Here is a 15,534-nt window from a genome sequence, read left to right on the forward strand (position 1 = left end):
GTTAGTGTCAGTTTTATCGTAAATATATTATTTTTGATAAAAATCCATCATTAAAGCGTGATAATACTGTGCTTAGGTTGAGTTGGCGTTTAATTCCTCCTATCATCAACGCTCTATTTTTATAATATCGACTGATTGTTTTTAAGTTGTTTATTAGAAAGTGACATGAAACGCTATTATGTCAAATATCACCAATATCCATCGCTTACGCAAGCTAGTTAGCTAGAGGTAACGTAAACATAATGCTCAATGATGATGTACTAGTTTCGATTAAAAATCTGAGCTTCTCCCGTGGTGAACGACCTATTTTTGATAATATTAGTCTTGATATTCCACGCGGAAAAGTCACCGCAATTATGGGGCCATCAGGAATAGGTAAAACGACTTTATTACGTTTGATTGGTGGTCAGATTGCCCCTGAAAGTGGTGAGGTGTGGTTCGATCAATGGAATATACCTACATTACGTCGTAGTGAGCTTTATCAAGCACGTAAACGGATGAGTATGCTGTTTCAATCAGGGGCCTTATTTACCGATATGACCGTGTTCGATAATGTGGCTTTTCCATTACGTGAACACACTCAGCTACCCGAAGATCTACTGCGCACCTTAGTGTTATTGAAATTAGAAGCAGTTGGTTTGCGAGGGGCGGCACAATTAATGCCAAATGAGTTATCGGGCGGTATGGCGCGTCGAGCTGCATTGGCGCGCGCAATTGCCCTTGATCCTGATTTGATGATGTATGATGAACCTTTTGTTGGTCAAGACCCAATTACAATGGGGGTGTTGGTCAAGTTAATCCGCGATCTTAATCAAGCCTTAAATATCACATCGGTGATTGTATCGCATGATGTGCCGGAAGTGATGAGTATTGCCGATCATGTCTATATTCTCTCTGGTGCTAAGATCATTGGCAGTGGTACGCCAAATCAGTTACGCGCTGATACCAACCCTCAAGTTCGCCAATTTTTAGATGGTGATGCTGATGGTCCGGTACCGTTTCAATTTCCCGCGCAGCCATTAAGTGATGATTTATTTGGCTAATGTGTAGCACTCATGGCAGTAATGACATCAGTGAATGACAACAGAGAATATGAGCAAAAAATGATAATTAATGCTATTTCCCAATTGGGGCGAGCGACCATTGAAAAGTGTCAGGCATGCGGTCGTGCAAGCTTGATGTTATATGGGGCGTTAGTGTGTAAGCCCCAACCGATAAAAATGTTGCCGTTAGTGATCAAACAACTGTATTCAGTTGGGGTGTTATCAATGGCGATTATATTAGTCTCAGGATTATTTATCGGCATGGTGTTAAGCCTGCAAGGCTATTTGGTCTTGGCAGGTTATGGCGCAGAAACCAGTCTTGGACAAATGGTCGCATTATCATTATTGCGAGAATTAGGTCCGGTTGTTACTGCACTGCTGTTTGCGGGGCGTGCTGGCTCAGCATTAACTGCTGAAATTGGATTAATGAAAACCACCGAACAATTATCGAGCATGGAAATGATGGCGGTTGATCCTCTACGCCGCGTGATTGCTCCACGTTTTTGGGCAGGTGTTATCTCGATGCCATTATTAGCGTTGATGTTCTCACTTATTGGCTTATGGGGTGCACAACTGGTTGGTGTCGATTGGAAAGGCATTGACTACGGCAGTTTCTGGTCGGTGATGCAGTCATCGGTTGATTTCAGTACTGACATTGGTAATAGCATTATCAAGTCGGTCGTATTTGCTATCGTGATTACATGGATTGCCGTCTTTAATGGTTATGACGCGGTGCCAACCTCTGAAGGGATCAGCCGTGCGACAACCCGGACAGTGGTGAATTCATCACTGGCGGTACTTGGACTTGATTTTGTGTTAACAGCATTAATGTTTGGTAGCTAAACATTCACTTAGCCGCATGCATACGACGGCATAAACTACATGGATAAAAGATAATGCAACAAAATAAACGATTAGAATTGTGGGTTGGTGTGTTTATGCTAGCCGGCATTAGTGCTTTATTAGTATTAGCGTTTAAAGTCGCAAATGTACAAAGTTTTGGCAGTACTGAAACCTATACGTTAAAAGCCCACTTTGACAATATTGGCGGCCTAAAAGTACGATCACCTGTTAAGGTTGGTGGTGTTACTGTTGGTGAGGTAACCTCGATTACCTTAGATAAACAGACCTATGTGCCAATAGTAACGTTAGACGTTAATAAAAAGTTTGGTTATTTCCCTGAGACCAGTTCAGCTTCTATTTTGACTTCAGGTCTATTAGGTGAACAATACTTAGGCATTAGCCCAGGATTTGTTGATACGGATACTGAAATGCTACATAACGGTGACCTAATTGAAGACACCAAATCTGCGTTAGTATTAGAAGATATGATTGGTCAAGTGCTGTATAGCCTTGGCGGTGATAAAAAATAACGAGGAGAATCACCATGAAATTTATACGAGGTTTAATGCTGTGCTTATTGGCTGTACCAATGTTAGCGCAAGCAGCAACGGTTGATCAGACCAATCCTTATCGCATGATGGACACTGTATCTGCACATTTATTTGGTACTTTAAAAGCGGAACAAACAAAAATTCAAGCGAATCCAGAACAATTACGGGTGATCGTGAAGCAAGAATTATTGCCGTACATTAATACCCGTTATGCCGCTTATAAAGTTTTAGGGGCTAATTTACGTAATACAACGACTGAACAACGTGATGCATTCACTGCGGCTTTTACTGATTATTTAGTGGCGTCATATGCGCAAGTATTAACGCAATATACCGATCAAAAAATTGAATTAGAATCACCTAAACCCGTTCCTGCTGATCGCAGTATTATTTCGGTTCGGGTTGATATTATTGATCCGCAACGCCCACCTATTCGTCTGGATTTTAAATTGCGTTTGAATAAAAAAACCAAAGAATGGCAGGGATTTGACATGGTAGCTGAAGGTGTCAGTATGCTTTCTACTAAGCAGAGTGAATGGAGTGGTCAGTTACGTACCAAAGGTATTGATGCTGTGACACAAAGTTTACGTGATTTGGCGGCGAAACCGATTCAAATTGAGAACAAATAACCATGACTGCTGATAAGATTTGTTGGCAGGTGGTTGCTGAAGGGCAATACCGCTTGTCAGGGTCGTTAGATCGTGACACAGTGCCAGCTTTTTGGCACCAAAGAAGCGAATGGATGCCGCATAATAAGCAAATCGTGCTCGATCTTGTTGATTTGTATCGAGTAGACTCTGCGGGTATGGTGATGTTACTGCATTTGTGCCAACACCTTAAGCAAGCAGGGAATAGCATTATGTTGCACAATGTACCTCAACAGCTTAAAACGCTGTTTCGCTTAAGCCATATCGAACCAATGTTAACAGCTTGCATGGAGTAAGCTGTAGAGAGGATAGCTTGTGGAAATCTCTGAGATTAAACAAATTCTAGAAAGCGCTTTAGACGTTGATGAAATCATCGTTAAAGGTGAAGGTAGCCACTATCAAGTGATCGCAGTGGGTACATTATTTGACGGCATGAGCCGTGTTAAAAAACAACAAACAATTTATGGTCCATTAATGGATCGTATTGCAGCAAACGACATTCACGCGTTAAGTATTAAAACATATACGCCTGAAGAGTGGGCGCGTGATAAAAAATTAATGTCGTTATAGAGAGCTAAATGATGCAAAAGTTTCGTATTCAGGGCAGTGGCCCACTAAGTGGTGAAGTGTCTATTTCTGGTGCTAAGAATGCAGCACTACCGATTTTATTTGCTGCGTTACTTGCTGAAGGTCCGGTAGAAATTGCCAATGTTCCTCAGTTGCGCGATATTGATACTACCATGGAATTACTGTCACGTTTAGGCGTGAAAGTATCTCGTAATGGTTCATCTGTTCATATTGATGCTAGTGATGTTAATGAGTTTTGTGCACCGTATGATCTAGTAAAAACCATGCGCGCGTCTATTTGGGCATTAGGTCCACTAGTGGCTCGTTTTGGTCAAGGTCAAGTATCATTACCTGGTGGTTGTGCGATTGGCGCGCGTCCAGTTGATTTGCATATTGTTGGTCTTGAGCAGCTTGGTGCAACCATCATGCTTGATGAAGGTTATGTTAAAGCCTCTGTCGATGGTCGTCTTAAAGGCGCACATATTGTAATGGATAAAGTCAGTGTTGGCGCAACTGTTACTATTATGTCTGCGGCAACGCTAGCTGAAGGGACGACCGTGATTGAAAATGCGGCCCGTGAACCTGAAATTGAAGATACTGCGGCATTCTTAAATGCTATCGGTGCAAAAATCACAGGTGCAGGTACAGCAACAATTACGATTGAAGGCGTTGAACGTCTTGCTGGTGGTTACCATGAAGTGGTTGCTGACCGTATCGAAACGGGTACTTTTTTAGTAGCAGCAGCAGTGTCTGGTGGCAAAATTGTTTGTCGTAACACTAAGCCTGAGTTACTTGAAGCTGTATTAGCCAAGCTAGAAGAAGCGGGCGCATTAGTTGAAACGGGCTCTGATTGGATCAGCCTAGACATGACTGATCGTGAGCTGAAGGCTGTTAATATTCGTACCGCTCCGCATCCAGGTTTCCCAACTGACATGCAAGCACAATTTTCGCTATTAAACCTTATCGCGAAAGGTACAGGTATTATTACTGAAACGATTTTTGAAAACCGTTTTATGCATATTCCTGAATTGATTCGTATGGGTGCCCACGCTGAAATCGAAGGTAATACTGTGATTTGCGGTGACACTGAAGGATTAAGCGGCGCGCAAGTAATGGCGACAGATTTACGTGCATCGGCGAGTCTTGTTATTGCGGGCAGTATTGCTAAAGGCGAAACCATTGTTGATCGTATTTATCATATCGATCGCGGTTACGAGTTTATTGAGCAGAAATTCAGTGCGCTAGGTATGAACATCGAGCGTATTTCTGCATAAACTATAATGGTTTGATGTCGAACTACAAATAATAAACCTCGCCCATTGTGCGAGGTTTTTTTATGGCGTTTTTTTCTATTATTGGTTGTTGGTTATTCTTATCATCATTGTTAGTTTCGTAATAACAGGCTATTTGGGTGGGTTCGTCATTGGTGGTCGATTAGCCACTGTTACTGGAATCATCATCGGTTTGCCATTACGTAAAATCTTCACCTCAATGTGAGTACCTGGGCGAATATCCGTGACGATATCACGCACGCTCTGCACATTGGTGACTTCTTTACCTGCTATTTCAATCACAATATCATTTTTCTCAAATCCTGCTTTTGATGCTGGGCCCGTTGGATCCATGCCTTCAACAATGATGCCATTCACTTTAGCAACGTCATAAAGCCGTGCCATTAATGGGTTGATTTCACGTCCCTGAATGCCAATCCAACCTCGAATAACACGTCCATCTGCAATTAATTTCTGCATAATTTTAATTGTTAGCTGATAGGGGATCGCAAACGAAATACCATAGGTTTCAATATCCGTTGCTTGCTGAAAAGAAGCGGTATTAATACCGACTAATTCACCATCAGTATTGACTAAAGCACCACCTGAATTGCCTTTATTAATCGCCGCATCAGTTTGGAGAAAATCTTGTGGGCCATAAAAACTCATTCCTGATCGTCCCGTTGCCGAGATGATACCAAAGGTTGTTGTTTGGCCGAGGTTATAGGGATTACCAATCGCAAGTACGACATCACCCACAGCGGCTTTATAATGGGAATTAACCGGAATAACGGGCAGATTATCGGCATTGATTTTTAATACTGCCAGATCGGTCAGTTGGTCTAAACCAATTAATTGTGCATTCAGCACTCGACCGTCTTGAAGCGCGACAATGATTTGATCAGCATGGGCTACAACATGGTAGTTAGTAACAATATAGCCTTTGTCACTCATGATGACGCCAGATCCTAGCCCTTGAGTACGTAATTCTCGTTCTTCACTATTACTATTGTCATAACGGCGATTATAAATATTAACCACCGCAGGCGAAGCTCGGCGAACCGCATAATTAAAAGAAAGTGGGGTAGCGTTGCTGTCTGGTAATGATAAGGACACTGGCGTCGTCGGACGTAAATCAGGAACGGCAATCAGTAGAATAATCGCCGCGATAAGGCCGAGAAAAATAGAACGACCAAAAAATGCCAGCATTAACAGTCCTTATAAAGTGAGTAATAAAAAGGTGCTAACAGAATAGCACCCCTCTTAAGTGAGACCAACTACTGGCATTGATGCTGTTGTTAAATTAATCCCACAATTAGGCCTTAATATACGTCTATTCGTTAAAACTAACGAATAATAAGATACAGCACATTATTATCACGTTGAATTTCTAACGCGATGACTTTGGGTGGGTGTTCTAATGCTTTACGTAATTGGCCTAGATTATTAATCGTCAGTTGGTTGAGCCCAATAATAATGTCACCTTTAATTAACCCTGAACGGGCCGCGAGTGATCCTTTAGCCAGTTGTGTAACCTCAACCCCGAGTGCTTTTCCATTAGCGGTAGCATTGCTAAATTGCGCGCCGTTTAAGCTAGAGTGAAGATCGTCTGCATCAACGATATTATCAGCACTCGCACTAAGAGTGACTGTAAAGTGTTGTAACTTACCATTACGCATTGCTTGTAAGGTTAAGGTTTTTCCTGCTCCTAACGTTGCGACTTTAGCGCGTAATTCACTGAATGAGCGAATAGGATCACCATTAACCGCGGTAATAATATCGCCTGCTTTTAAGCCTGCTTTTTGGGCTGCGGAATTTGGCATTACTTGGTTTATAAATGCGCCATGGTTGGTGTCATAACCAAAGGTTTGCGCTAATTCTGCGGTTAGTTCACGTCCTTGGACACCTAATGTTCCACGGTGAACTTGACCAAATTTGATAATTTGTGCGGTAAGGTTTTTAACCATATTCGATGGAATAGCAAAACCAATCCCGACGTTACCTTTATCCGGGGCAAGAATAGCGGTGTTGATGCCGATCAATTCACCATTAAGATTGATCAGTGCGCCTCCAGAGTTACCACTGTTAATCGCCGCATCGGTTTGGATGAAATTTTCTATATTCTCAAGGTTTAAGCCACTACGTCCTAGGGCTGAGACAATGCCAGAGGTAACGGTTTGCCCAAGACCAAAAGGATTACCAATAGCGATTGCGAAATCACCCACACGTAACTTGTCAGAGTTGGCTAATTTAATTGCAGTTAATTTTTTTGGAGTATCGATTTTTAATAATGCGATATCGGAGGATTTATCACTCCCAACCAGCTTCGCGGTGACTTCATTACCATCATAAAGTTGAACCATGATTTTATCAGCGTTATTGATGACATGTTGGTTGGTGACAATATAACCTTTGTCGGCATCAATAATGACGCCAGAGCCAAGACCTCGAAAAGGGCGCTCTTGAACTTGTTCGGTAGGGAAGTCAGGTCCAAAGAAAAAACGATAAGCGTCAGGAAGTTGTTGCTTTGAAACCTGCTTGCCTTCAATAGCGATACTGACAACGGCTGGCGTTACTTGTTCAAGCATCGGAGCAAGGCTCGGTATTAATTGATTATTTACCGCGATAGGTAATGCAGCATTAGCGATTATTGGTGTCATTAAGCTACTAACGGCTAAGGCTAACACACTAATAACGAAACGGTTTTTTTTACGCATGATTTAACTCCCAGTTAACAAGTTAAAGTATGACTTGTTAACTGGAATTAAGTTCCATAATTATGATATTACAGCCAATTATTGGTAACTGGCGTTAATGTTAACCAACTTTTGCTGGTTGATCTGACGCTGGTAGTTCGTCATTGCTAATGGATGTTGGTTTGTCACTAAAGAGTCCGGTTGCACCATTGGCGTAATCACGCGGTTGATGATCCATGACTTCATCTTCGATCGGCGTACCGTTTTCTACCGGTTTCAACGTGGTGATTCGTTGTGCAAATGGATTATCTTGGGTGGGTAAATTAGGCATTAGTTCTGTTGATGCCTTTGCCATGTGCTCATAAAGCTTAGCGTAATCTTTTGAGACGTTATCTAATAATTCAGCACTGCGCGCAAAATGATCGACAAGTTCTTGTCGATATTGTTCTAGTTCATATTTTGATTTATCAAGATCTTTTTTTAGTGATATTTGCTGATTTTGATTTTTATTTGTTAATCGATTTATGATGAAGCCCACAAAAATTCCGGCAATAAAAATAGCAATTGCAATAATCCAACTCATAGCCATGATAACTCCTTGTGATTTTGGTGTTAATACGTGTTTTTTAGTTAGGTCGCTGTTTATTCGTATGTAATAACCTTGTTACTATACATTGAGCAGGTTGTTCATGATACTGATTCAAACATATATTATGACTATTTATGATCTAATTTTATGGTAATAAGATTAAAAGGGATCACCTTAAATGAAGACGCTGACACCGCTCGATAAATATTATGTAGATCTACAACGTCCTGATTTTTTTGCCGACTCAGCGCAAGCTCAAGCTGTCGCTCATTTAGATGATTTATATCATAGATTGATAATACCAGTTGCACCATTACCCACCTTGACAGGATGGCAACGATTATGGTCCATAATAACAAAATCATTTGTTAGCGCTGATGTTCAAGCAGATATCGTGCCAGTAACTGGATTATATTTTTGGGGCGGTGTCGGGCGAGGGAAAACCTATTTGGTTGATACTTTTTATCATAGTTTACCTATCGAAAGAAAGATGCGGATTCATTTCCATCGTTTTATGTATCAGGTTCATCAACAGTTGCAACAGCTTGATGGCACTGAGAATCCATTAGAGCACGTAGCCGATAATTTTAAACAACAGACAGATATTATTTGTTTTGATGAGTTTTTTGTTAGTGATATTACTGATGCGATGATTTTAGCCACTTTGCTTGATGCTCTATTTAAACGCGGCATAACATTGGTGGCGACATCGAATATTGTACCTAATGATTTATATCGAAATGGTTTGCAACGTGCACGCTTCTTACCTGCAATTGCACTTATTGAACAATATTGCCAAGTGGTTAATGTGGATGCTGGTGTTGATTATCGCTTACGGTCGTTAGTTCAAGCCGAGATTTACTATTCACCATTAGGGCAGCAAGCCACTCAAAATTTAGCCCATTATTTTGAGCAATTAAGTGTTGAGCCACGTTATAAGACGAAAGATATTATTATTAATCAGCGGCCAATCATCGCTCAACGTGAAGCGAATGGTATTGTTCAATTTAGTTTTCAGCAATTATGCCAAACGGCACGCAGTCAAAATGATTATATTGAAATTGCTCAGCTCTATCATACGGTATTAGTGGCTGATGTGATGGTGATGGAAGAACACCATCAAGACGCTGCGCGACGTTTTATTGCTCTGGTTGATGAGTTTTATGAGCGCCATGTCACATTAATTATCTCTGCCGAGGTGCCATTGGCTGAACTTTATACTACAGGGCGGTTATTATTTGAATTTGAGCGTTGTTGTTCGCGCTTAATTGAAATGCAAAGTGAACAATATTTAGCAAAACCACATTTGATTGACTAGCAAGTGAGAAATAAGTTGGCTCATGTTATTGGCGTTTTGGTTCAATTAGCACACATTAAGTTGTGATTTATTGGCCTAATTAGCAATTAATGGCCGTTGATATGAAAAAAAACCATTTATTTTGGGAAAAAAGGTGATTTTTTCCGCACCCTTCTCTATAATCTTGCGACCCACCGTACCTGTATGGCGAAAGCCAGGAGTACCACCCACTCGAAGGGGTGATGACTGGGCTCTTAACAGAGGAATCATCATTCGATGGTTCTAGTAAGTGAAACTATTTAAATAATGGGTATTAATTAGCATGAAAACTTTCGTTGCTAAACCAGAAACTGTAAAACGTGACTGGTATGTTGTTGACGCTGAAGGTAAAACTCTAGGTCGTCTTTCAACTGAAATCGCTTCTCGTCTACGTGGCAAGCATAAGCCGGAGTACACTCCACACGTTGACACTGGTGACTACATTGTAGTTATCAATGCTGAGAAAGTAGCAGTAACTGGTAAGAAGCGTACAGATAAAATGTACCATCACCACACTGGCTTCATCGGCGGCCTTAAGTCAATCAGCTTTGATAAGCTAATTGCTAAGAAACCAGAAATGGTTATTGAAACTGCTGTTAAAGGCATGCTTCCAAAAGGTCCTCTAGGCCGTGCTATGTTCCGTAAGCTTAAAGTTTACGCGGGTACTGAGCACAACCATGCTGCACAACAGCCTAAAGTACTAGACATCTAATTGGGAATTATGACAATGGCAGAGAATCAATACTACGGCACTGGTCGCCGTAAAAGCTCAGCAGCTCGCGTTTTCATCAAACCGGGTACTGGTAACATCGTAATCAACAAGCGTAGCATCGAAGAGTACTTCAGCCGCCCAACAGCGCGCATGGTAGTTCTTCAGCCTCTTGAGCTTGTTGGTATGACTGAGAATTTTGACCTATACATCACTGTTAAAGGTGGTGGTATCACTGGTCAATCTGGTGCTATCCGTCACGGTATCACTCGTGCTCTTATGGAATACGATGAAACTCTACGTCCTGCTCTACGTGCAGCTGGCTACGTTACTCGCGACGCTCGTTGCGTTGAGCGTAAGAAAGTTGGTCTACGTAAAGCACGTCGTCGTCCACAGTTCTCTAAGCGTTAATATTACGCTTCCAGATTTTTATATCTGGATACTGTGTACAGAAAAGCTCAGCCCTCGGGTTGGGCTTTTTTTTTGATTATTTTCTATAAAAGTATTGTTTCTTATCTTTAATAGAATATTTTCGCACCTCGCACCTCGCACCTCGCACCTCGCACCTCGCACCTCGCACCTCGCACCTCGCACCTCGCACCTCGTCATCTTTTTCAATAAACACTAATGCATAATCATGAAAAATGACGTTTATCCAACATTTGTTGCTAAACAATGGCTTGAACTTGTGAATATGTTGAGCTTTACTTATTCTTTAAATGTTACTAATAATTTAATGGTGTAATCAGATTGTGATGTTGTTTCTCTGAGGTAAACATCAAGCTAAACGGTAATCATATAAAAAAAATAAAATCCAAGCAGGAGCTATTGGAGAAAATGGATGAGCAATGTGCGAATAAATAATGGAAGACGTCGCTTTTTAACGGTTACAACATCGGTTGTTGGCGGAATGGGGGCAATTGCGGTCGCCATTCCATTTATTAAATCATGGAACCCAAGTGAAAAAGCAAAAGCCGCAGGGGCGCCAGTTGAAGTCAATATCAGTAAATTAGCGGATGGGCAAATGATCCGCGTTGAATGGCGAGGCAAGCCAGTATGGATCGTACGTCGCAGTAAAGCCGTTTTAGATCAATTAACCACGCACAATGATCAACTTCGTGATCCTATCTCAGCAGAACCACAGCAACCTGCTTACGCGCAAAATCCCTATCGATCATTAAAACCTGAAATTTTTTTAGCCGTGGGTATTTGTACTCATCTTGGTTGCTCACCGACATATTTACCGAATAGTTTTAATGAACAAGTTAATGGTGTCGCCGCTGGCTTCTTTTGTCCATGTCATGGTTCTACGTTTGATATGGCTGGTCGTGTGTTTGCAGGTGTTCCAGCACCTCTTAATCTGGTGATCCCCCCTCATCAATTCTTGGACGATAACACCATTTTGATTGGGCTTGATAAGGAGACAACATAATGGCGGGCTTAGTTGATTGGATCGATAAGCGCTTACCGATAACCAATGCGTACCGTAAACATTTGTCTCAATATCCGATGCCGAAGAATTTTAATTTTTGGTATGTGTTTGGTTCATTAGCGATGTTAGTGCTGGTGAATCAGATAATTACAGGTATTTGGTTAACCATGAATTATGTGCCGTCAGCGGATGGGGCGTTTGCATCAATAGAATATATTATGCGGGATGTTGAGTATGGGTGGCTATTACGTTATATGCATTCGACCGGTGCATCAGCATTTTTTGTGGTGATCTATTTACACATGTTTCGTGGCTTAATTTATGGCTCCTACCAAAAACCACGCGAGCTATTGTGGTTATTTGGAATGCTAATCTTTTTAGTGCTTATGGCAGAAGCCTTTATGGGGTATTTGTTGCCGTGGGGACAAATGTCTTATTGGGGCGCACAGGTTATTATTTCGCTGTTTGGGGCTATTCCGGTGATCGGCGATGATCTCACTTTATGGATCCGTGGCGATTATGTCATTTCTGGCGCAACCTTAAACCGTTTCTTTGCTTTGCATGTTATTGCTTTACCGTTAGTTTTATTATTGCTAGTGGTGTTGCATGTGCTGGCGCTACATGAGGTGGGTTCAAATAACCCCGATGGTATTGAGACAAAATTACCTAAAGGTAGCCAAGGTGATGACTATCAGACCCAATTTACATTTCATGAAGATTACACTAAAAAATACGACATTATTGATTCGATCCCGTTTCATCCTTATGGCACGGTAAAAGATCTAATTGGGGTGGCGGTGTTTGCATTGTTCTTCAGTTATGTGATCTTTTTTGCGCCTGAAATGGGTGGCTATTTTTTAGAAGCGCCAAACTTTGAAGCGGCTAATCCAATGAAAACCCCTGAACATATTGCTCCTGTTTGGTACTTCACTCCGTTCTATGCCATTTTGCGCGCCGTGCCCGATAAATTGCTGGGGGTTGCCGCAATGGGCGCTGCAATTGTATTTTTGTTCTTATTACCGTGGTTTGATCGCTGTAATGTGCGTTCGTTCCGTTATCGGAGTAAATGGCATTTGATTAATCTTGCTCAATTTACGGTAAGTTTTATTGCGCTGGGTATTTTAGGATCATTGCCCGTCACTCCATTATTTACAGTGTTGGCGCAAATATTTAGTTTTACCTATTTTATGTTTTTTATTGTGTTGTTTTTCTACAGTAAAAATGAAGCGACTCAACCGCTACCAAAGAGGGTGAACTTCAAATGAAACAATGGATTGTAGCACTGCTGATTTGGCTGCCGACATTGGTATTTGCTGGTGGTGGAAATGTACCTTTGCAAGCTGCGAATAATGATTTAACCGATCAAGTGTCTTTACAACGCGGAGCACAATTGTTTATGAATTATTGTGCAGGTTGTCATTCAACTCAATACCAACGTTATGAAAGGGTTGCAACTGATTTAGGGATCCCATTTGATCTTATGCAGCAAAATTTAATGTTTAACCCTAATGCAAAAATTGGCGATTTAATGACAAATGCAATGTCAAAACAATATGCAGCCGCTTCTTTTGGTGCGCCAACACCTGATTTAACCATGGTCGCAAGGGTACGGGGGACAGATTGGTTATATACTTATTTACATTCCTTCTATGCTGATCCTAGTCGTCCATTTGGCGTAAATAATAGCCTTTTTCCTAGTGTAGGAATGCCACATGTATTAGAAGAACTTCAAGGGATCCCACGAAAGGTTTATGACACTCAGATGATCGATGGCACCCCTACGCAAGTGTTAATGGGGATTGAAACCGATGGTAGTGGTGATCTAAATCCACAGCAATATGATACTGCCGTGCGTGACTTAGTGAACTTTTTAGACTATTCCGCCGAGCCGATGAAACTGGAACGGCAGCGATTAGGGCTGTGGGTGATGGGATTTATTGGCATATTCTTGGTATTAACCGTGTTGTTGAAGAAAGAATATTGGCGTGATGTCCACTGATAAGGTAATCTAGTCGGTTAAGAATCTCGCAATGGGGGCCTAAGCCTCCATTGCTTTTTGTGTATTAAATATACTGGAGGGGTTGATGGCTGTTGCTGCCAATAAACGCTCTGTGATGACTCTGTATTCTGATGCTTCAGACATCTACAGCCATCAGGTGCGTATCGTACTAGCCGAAAAAGGCGTTAGTGTTGAAATTGAGCTGGTTGATCCAATGAGCCTGCCGGAAGATCTGTTAGAATTGAACCCATACAGTTCAGTTCCAACATTGGTTGATCGCGAATTAGCGTTATACCAAGCTAACATTATCATGGAGTACTTGGATGAGCGTTTCCCTCACCCACCTCTAATGCCTGTTTATCCTGTTGCCCGTGGTAATAGCCGTTTAATGATGTACCGCGTTGAACGTAACTGGTACTCACTAGCAAACAAGATTAACTCAGGCACTACTGATGAAGCTGATAAAGCACGTAAGCAATTACGTGAAGAGTTATTAGCGCTAGCACCTGTATTTGCTGAATATCCATTCTTTATGAGTGATGAATTTAGCCTAGTTGATTGCTACCTAGCTCCACTACTATGGCGTTTACCTGAAATGGGTATTGAGCTAAGTGGAACTGGTGCTAAAGAAGTGAAAGCATATATGACGCGCGTATTTGAACGTGATTCATTCCTTGCTTCTTTAACTGAAGCTGAACGTGAAATGCGTTTAACTGGTCAGTAATTATGGATATGGAAAATATGACGCCGCGTCGCCCTTATTTGTTGCGCGCGTTTTATGATTGGTTGGTTGATAACGACCTTACACCTCATTTAGTCGTTGATGCGACTTTACCTGGTGTAAAGGTGCCAATGGAATTTGTTAGTGATGGTCAAATCATCCTTAACATTGCACCTATGGCTGTGGGTAACTTAGAACTCAGTAATGAAGCGGTAAGCTTTAGTGCGCGTTTTAGTGGTCGTCCACATTCAGTTATCGTACCAATGTATGCTGTTTTAGCTATTTATGCCCGTGAAAACGGTGCAGGAACGATGTTCGAGCCTGAAGCTGCATATGATACTGATTCTGCTATCTATGATGATGAGCATGCGTTAGAAGACGAGCATTCCGATAATGTTGTCGCTCCTAGTGTTTCACCATTTGCTGTTGTTACTGAAGCAACTGAAAGTGATGAACCTAATGATGAGCCACCACGTCCTCGTGGTCGTCCAAGCTTACGCGTTGTCAAATAACATTGGCAATTAGCTAAAATAAAAACGCAGCCATTGGCTGCGTTTTTTTATCACTGCAAAATGAAGATCCTGATTAGAAAGTCAGAGGCTTTTCAAACAGGGTAATTACATGTTCAACACCTGAAACATTACGCGCAATATTTGCCGCTATTGTTGCTTGCTCTGGTGCAACATAGCCTAATAAAAATACTCGTTTATTTTCAGTGATCACTTTAATAACCACCTTGGTGAGTTGTTTGCTAGCAATCAGTTGTGATTTTACCTTGGTTGTTAGCCATGCATCTTCACTAATATTTGCCATTGATAACAAAGGACGCACTTGGATTTGATCATAAACACGATTAACATCCGTGACATGACGTACTTGACTAACAAATGCCTGCTTTACGGGCTGTGACGTGGCTTGACCAACCAACAATACCGTCCCATCTAGCGCGATGCTATCCATACTGAGTCGTTTAGTATATTCGCGAGTGTGGGCTATTCCCGCAATATCCATTTCTATTTTTTGATCTTGCCAATGTTGAGCATTATCGCGAGGATCTTTGGTTGAAAACACCGAACATCCAGATAATGATAGGCTTGATATAACGAGTAATATCAATAACCACTTCATCG

The 15,534-nt window shown here is 41.5% G+C and carries 19 protein-coding genes; 15 read left to right on the forward strand and 4 right to left on the reverse strand.

The window, feature by feature from the left end; translation table 11 throughout:
* Positions 1-242: 242 nt before the first annotated feature.
* The 7 genes from mlaF to murA are packed head-to-tail and all read left to right on the forward strand — an operon-like array spanning position 243 to position 4,925.
* Positions 243-1,043 carry a phospholipid ABC transporter ATP-binding protein MlaF gene (gene mlaF / locus C9J51_RS14295; RefSeq protein WP_045037544.1) on the forward strand — a complete coding sequence of 267 codons (801 nt, stop codon included), beginning with the start codon at positions 243-245 and terminating at the stop codon, positions 1,041-1,043.
* Positions 1,044-1,103: 60 nt separating this feature from the next.
* Complete coding sequence (mlaE, locus tag C9J51_RS14300; RefSeq protein WP_045040412.1) at positions 1,104-1,886, forward strand: lipid asymmetry maintenance ABC transporter permease subunit MlaE; 783 nt, start codon at positions 1,104-1,106, stop codon at positions 1,884-1,886.
* A gap of 53 nt (positions 1,887-1,939) precedes the next feature.
* Entirely contained in the window at positions 1,940-2,416 is a 477-nt protein-coding gene (mlaD, locus tag C9J51_RS14305; protein WP_045037546.1) for an outer membrane lipid asymmetry maintenance protein MlaD, read from the forward strand.
* 14 nt (positions 2,417-2,430) lie between these two features.
* On the forward strand, positions 2,431-3,066 hold the full coding sequence (mlaC, locus tag C9J51_RS14310; protein ID WP_045040413.1) for a phospholipid-binding protein MlaC: 636 nt from the start codon (positions 2,431-2,433) through the stop codon (positions 3,064-3,066).
* 2 nt (positions 3,067-3,068) lie between these two features.
* Positions 3,069-3,380, forward strand: a complete 312-nt coding sequence (locus tag C9J51_RS14315) for an STAS domain-containing protein (RefSeq protein ID WP_045037548.1) — start codon at positions 3,069-3,071, stop codon at positions 3,378-3,380.
* A gap of 19 nt (positions 3,381-3,399) precedes the next feature.
* Complete coding sequence (gene ibaG / locus C9J51_RS14320; protein WP_045030117.1) at positions 3,400-3,654, forward strand: BolA family iron metabolism protein IbaG; 255 nt, start codon at positions 3,400-3,402, stop codon at positions 3,652-3,654.
* Positions 3,655-3,665: 11 nt separating this feature from the next.
* On the forward strand, positions 3,666-4,925 hold the full coding sequence (gene murA / locus C9J51_RS14325) for a UDP-N-acetylglucosamine 1-carboxyvinyltransferase (protein ID WP_045037553.1): 1,260 nt from the start codon (positions 3,666-3,668) through the stop codon (positions 4,923-4,925).
* A gap of 129 nt (positions 4,926-5,054) precedes the next feature.
* On the opposite strand, the gene degS is transcribed toward murA, so the two are convergent.
* The 3 genes from degS to zapG all read right to left on the reverse strand — a co-directional run bounded on the left by degS (position 5,055) and on the right by zapG (position 8,201).
* Complete coding sequence (degS, locus tag C9J51_RS14330) at positions 5,055-6,131, reverse strand: outer membrane-stress sensor serine endopeptidase DegS (RefSeq protein WP_107275226.1); 1,077 nt, start codon at positions 6,129-6,131, stop codon at positions 5,055-5,057.
* Between the two features lie 137 nt (positions 6,132-6,268).
* A complete protein-coding gene (locus C9J51_RS14335; protein WP_045040415.1) occupies positions 6,269-7,639 on the reverse strand; it encodes a Do family serine endopeptidase in 1,371 nt (456 codons plus the stop codon).
* 100 nt (positions 7,640-7,739) lie between these two features.
* Positions 7,740-8,201 carry a Z-ring associated protein ZapG gene (gene zapG / locus C9J51_RS14340; RefSeq protein ID WP_107180485.1) on the reverse strand — a complete coding sequence of 154 codons (462 nt, stop codon included), beginning with the start codon at positions 8,199-8,201 and terminating at the stop codon, positions 7,740-7,742.
* A 193-nt stretch (positions 8,202-8,394) separates the two neighbouring features.
* Between zapG and zapE the strand changes: the two genes are divergently transcribed.
* The 8 genes from zapE to sspB all read left to right on the forward strand — a co-directional run bounded on the left by zapE (position 8,395) and on the right by sspB (position 14,916).
* On the forward strand, positions 8,395-9,525 hold the full coding sequence (gene zapE / locus C9J51_RS14345; protein WP_045040418.1) for a cell division protein ZapE: 1,131 nt from the start codon (positions 8,395-8,397) through the stop codon (positions 9,523-9,525).
* 301 nt (positions 9,526-9,826) lie between these two features.
* Positions 9,827-10,255 (forward strand): 50S ribosomal protein L13, encoded by a 429-nt coding sequence (gene rplM / locus C9J51_RS14350; protein WP_045030122.1) that lies wholly within the window; start codon positions 9,827-9,829, stop codon positions 10,253-10,255.
* Positions 10,256-10,270: 15 nt separating this feature from the next.
* On the forward strand, positions 10,271-10,663 hold the full coding sequence (rpsI, locus tag C9J51_RS14355; protein WP_036793177.1) for a 30S ribosomal protein S9: 393 nt from the start codon (positions 10,271-10,273) through the stop codon (positions 10,661-10,663).
* 430 nt (positions 10,664-11,093) lie between these two features.
* Entirely contained in the window at positions 11,094-11,684 is a 591-nt protein-coding gene (gene petA / locus C9J51_RS14360; protein ID WP_045037316.1) for a ubiquinol-cytochrome c reductase iron-sulfur subunit, read from the forward strand.
* The gene (locus C9J51_RS14365; protein ID WP_045040528.1) at positions 11,684-12,949 is read left to right on the forward strand and encodes a cytochrome b; all 1,266 of its coding nucleotides are present in this window, start codon (positions 11,684-11,686) and stop codon (positions 12,947-12,949) included. The genes petA and C9J51_RS14365 overlap by 1 nt, the downstream gene beginning before the upstream one ends.
* A complete protein-coding gene (locus C9J51_RS14370; RefSeq protein ID WP_045040529.1) occupies positions 12,946-13,683 on the forward strand; it encodes a cytochrome c1 in 738 nt (245 codons plus the stop codon). The genes C9J51_RS14365 and C9J51_RS14370 overlap by 4 nt, the downstream gene beginning before the upstream one ends.
* Before the next feature lie 85 nt (positions 13,684-13,768).
* Positions 13,769-14,407, forward strand: coding sequence for a stringent starvation protein SspA (sspA, locus tag C9J51_RS14375; protein ID WP_045037319.1), 639 nt, complete (start codon positions 13,769-13,771; stop codon positions 14,405-14,407).
* A 2-nt stretch (positions 14,408-14,409) separates the two neighbouring features.
* The gene (gene sspB / locus C9J51_RS14380; protein WP_045037320.1) at positions 14,410-14,916 is read left to right on the forward strand and encodes a ClpXP protease specificity-enhancing factor; all 507 of its coding nucleotides are present in this window, start codon (positions 14,410-14,412) and stop codon (positions 14,914-14,916) included.
* A 73-nt stretch (positions 14,917-14,989) separates the two neighbouring features.
* On the opposite strand, the gene C9J51_RS14385 is transcribed toward sspB, so the two are convergent.
* On the reverse strand, positions 14,990-15,532 hold the full coding sequence (locus C9J51_RS14385) for a BON domain-containing protein (RefSeq protein ID WP_045037321.1): 543 nt from the start codon (positions 15,530-15,532) through the stop codon (positions 14,990-14,992).
* Positions 15,533-15,534 lie beyond the last annotated feature (2 nt).

The sequence above is a fragment of the Photobacterium iliopiscarium genome (assembly GCF_003026395.1).
Classification (GTDB): Bacteria; Pseudomonadota; Gammaproteobacteria; order Enterobacterales; family Vibrionaceae; genus Photobacterium; species Photobacterium iliopiscarium.

What these genes read in the sequence shown, in the direction of transcription:
- mlaD (WP_045037546.1), top strand. Translation starts at nt 1,940, where the DNA reads ATGCAACAAAATAAACGATTAGAATTGTGGGTTGGTGTGTTTATGCTA.
- murA (WP_045037553.1), top strand. Translation starts at nt 3,666, where the DNA reads ATGCAAAAGTTTCGTATTCAGGGCAGTGGCCCACTAAGTGGTGAAGTG.
- sspB (WP_045037320.1), top strand. Translation starts at nt 14,410, where the DNA reads ATGGATATGGAAAATATGACGCCGCGTCGCCCTTATTTGTTGCGCGCG.
- petA (WP_045037316.1), top strand. Translation starts at nt 11,094, where the DNA reads ATGAGCAATGTGCGAATAAATAATGGAAGACGTCGCTTTTTAACGGTT.
- rpsI (WP_036793177.1), top strand. Translation starts at nt 10,271, where the DNA reads ATGGCAGAGAATCAATACTACGGCACTGGTCGCCGTAAAAGCTCAGCA.
- sspA (WP_045037319.1), top strand. Translation starts at nt 13,769, where the DNA reads ATGGCTGTTGCTGCCAATAAACGCTCTGTGATGACTCTGTATTCTGAT.
- C9J51_RS14335 (WP_045040415.1), bottom strand. Translation starts at nt 7,639, where the DNA reads ATGCGTAAAAAAAACCGTTTCGTTATTAGTGTGTTAGCCTTAGCCGTT.
- rplM (WP_045030122.1), top strand. Translation starts at nt 9,827, where the DNA reads ATGAAAACTTTCGTTGCTAAACCAGAAACTGTAAAACGTGACTGGTAT.
- degS (WP_107275226.1), bottom strand. Translation starts at nt 6,131, where the DNA reads ATGCTGGCATTTTTTGGTCGTTCTATTTTTCTCGGCCTTATCGCGGCG.
- mlaE (WP_045040412.1), top strand. Translation starts at nt 1,104, where the DNA reads ATGATAATTAATGCTATTTCCCAATTGGGGCGAGCGACCATTGAAAAG.
- mlaF (WP_045037544.1), top strand. Translation starts at nt 243, where the DNA reads ATGCTCAATGATGATGTACTAGTTTCGATTAAAAATCTGAGCTTCTCC.
- zapG (WP_107180485.1), bottom strand. Translation starts at nt 8,201, where the DNA reads ATGAGTTGGATTATTGCAATTGCTATTTTTATTGCCGGAATTTTTGTG.
- C9J51_RS14315 (WP_045037548.1), top strand. Translation starts at nt 3,069, where the DNA reads ATGACTGCTGATAAGATTTGTTGGCAGGTGGTTGCTGAAGGGCAATAC.
- C9J51_RS14370 (WP_045040529.1), top strand. Translation starts at nt 12,946, where the DNA reads ATGAAACAATGGATTGTAGCACTGCTGATTTGGCTGCCGACATTGGTA.
- C9J51_RS14365 (WP_045040528.1), top strand. Translation starts at nt 11,684, where the DNA reads ATGGCGGGCTTAGTTGATTGGATCGATAAGCGCTTACCGATAACCAAT.
- mlaC (WP_045040413.1), top strand. Translation starts at nt 2,431, where the DNA reads ATGAAATTTATACGAGGTTTAATGCTGTGCTTATTGGCTGTACCAATG.
- C9J51_RS14385 (WP_045037321.1), bottom strand. Translation starts at nt 15,532, where the DNA reads ATGAAGTGGTTATTGATATTACTCGTTATATCAAGCCTATCATTATCT.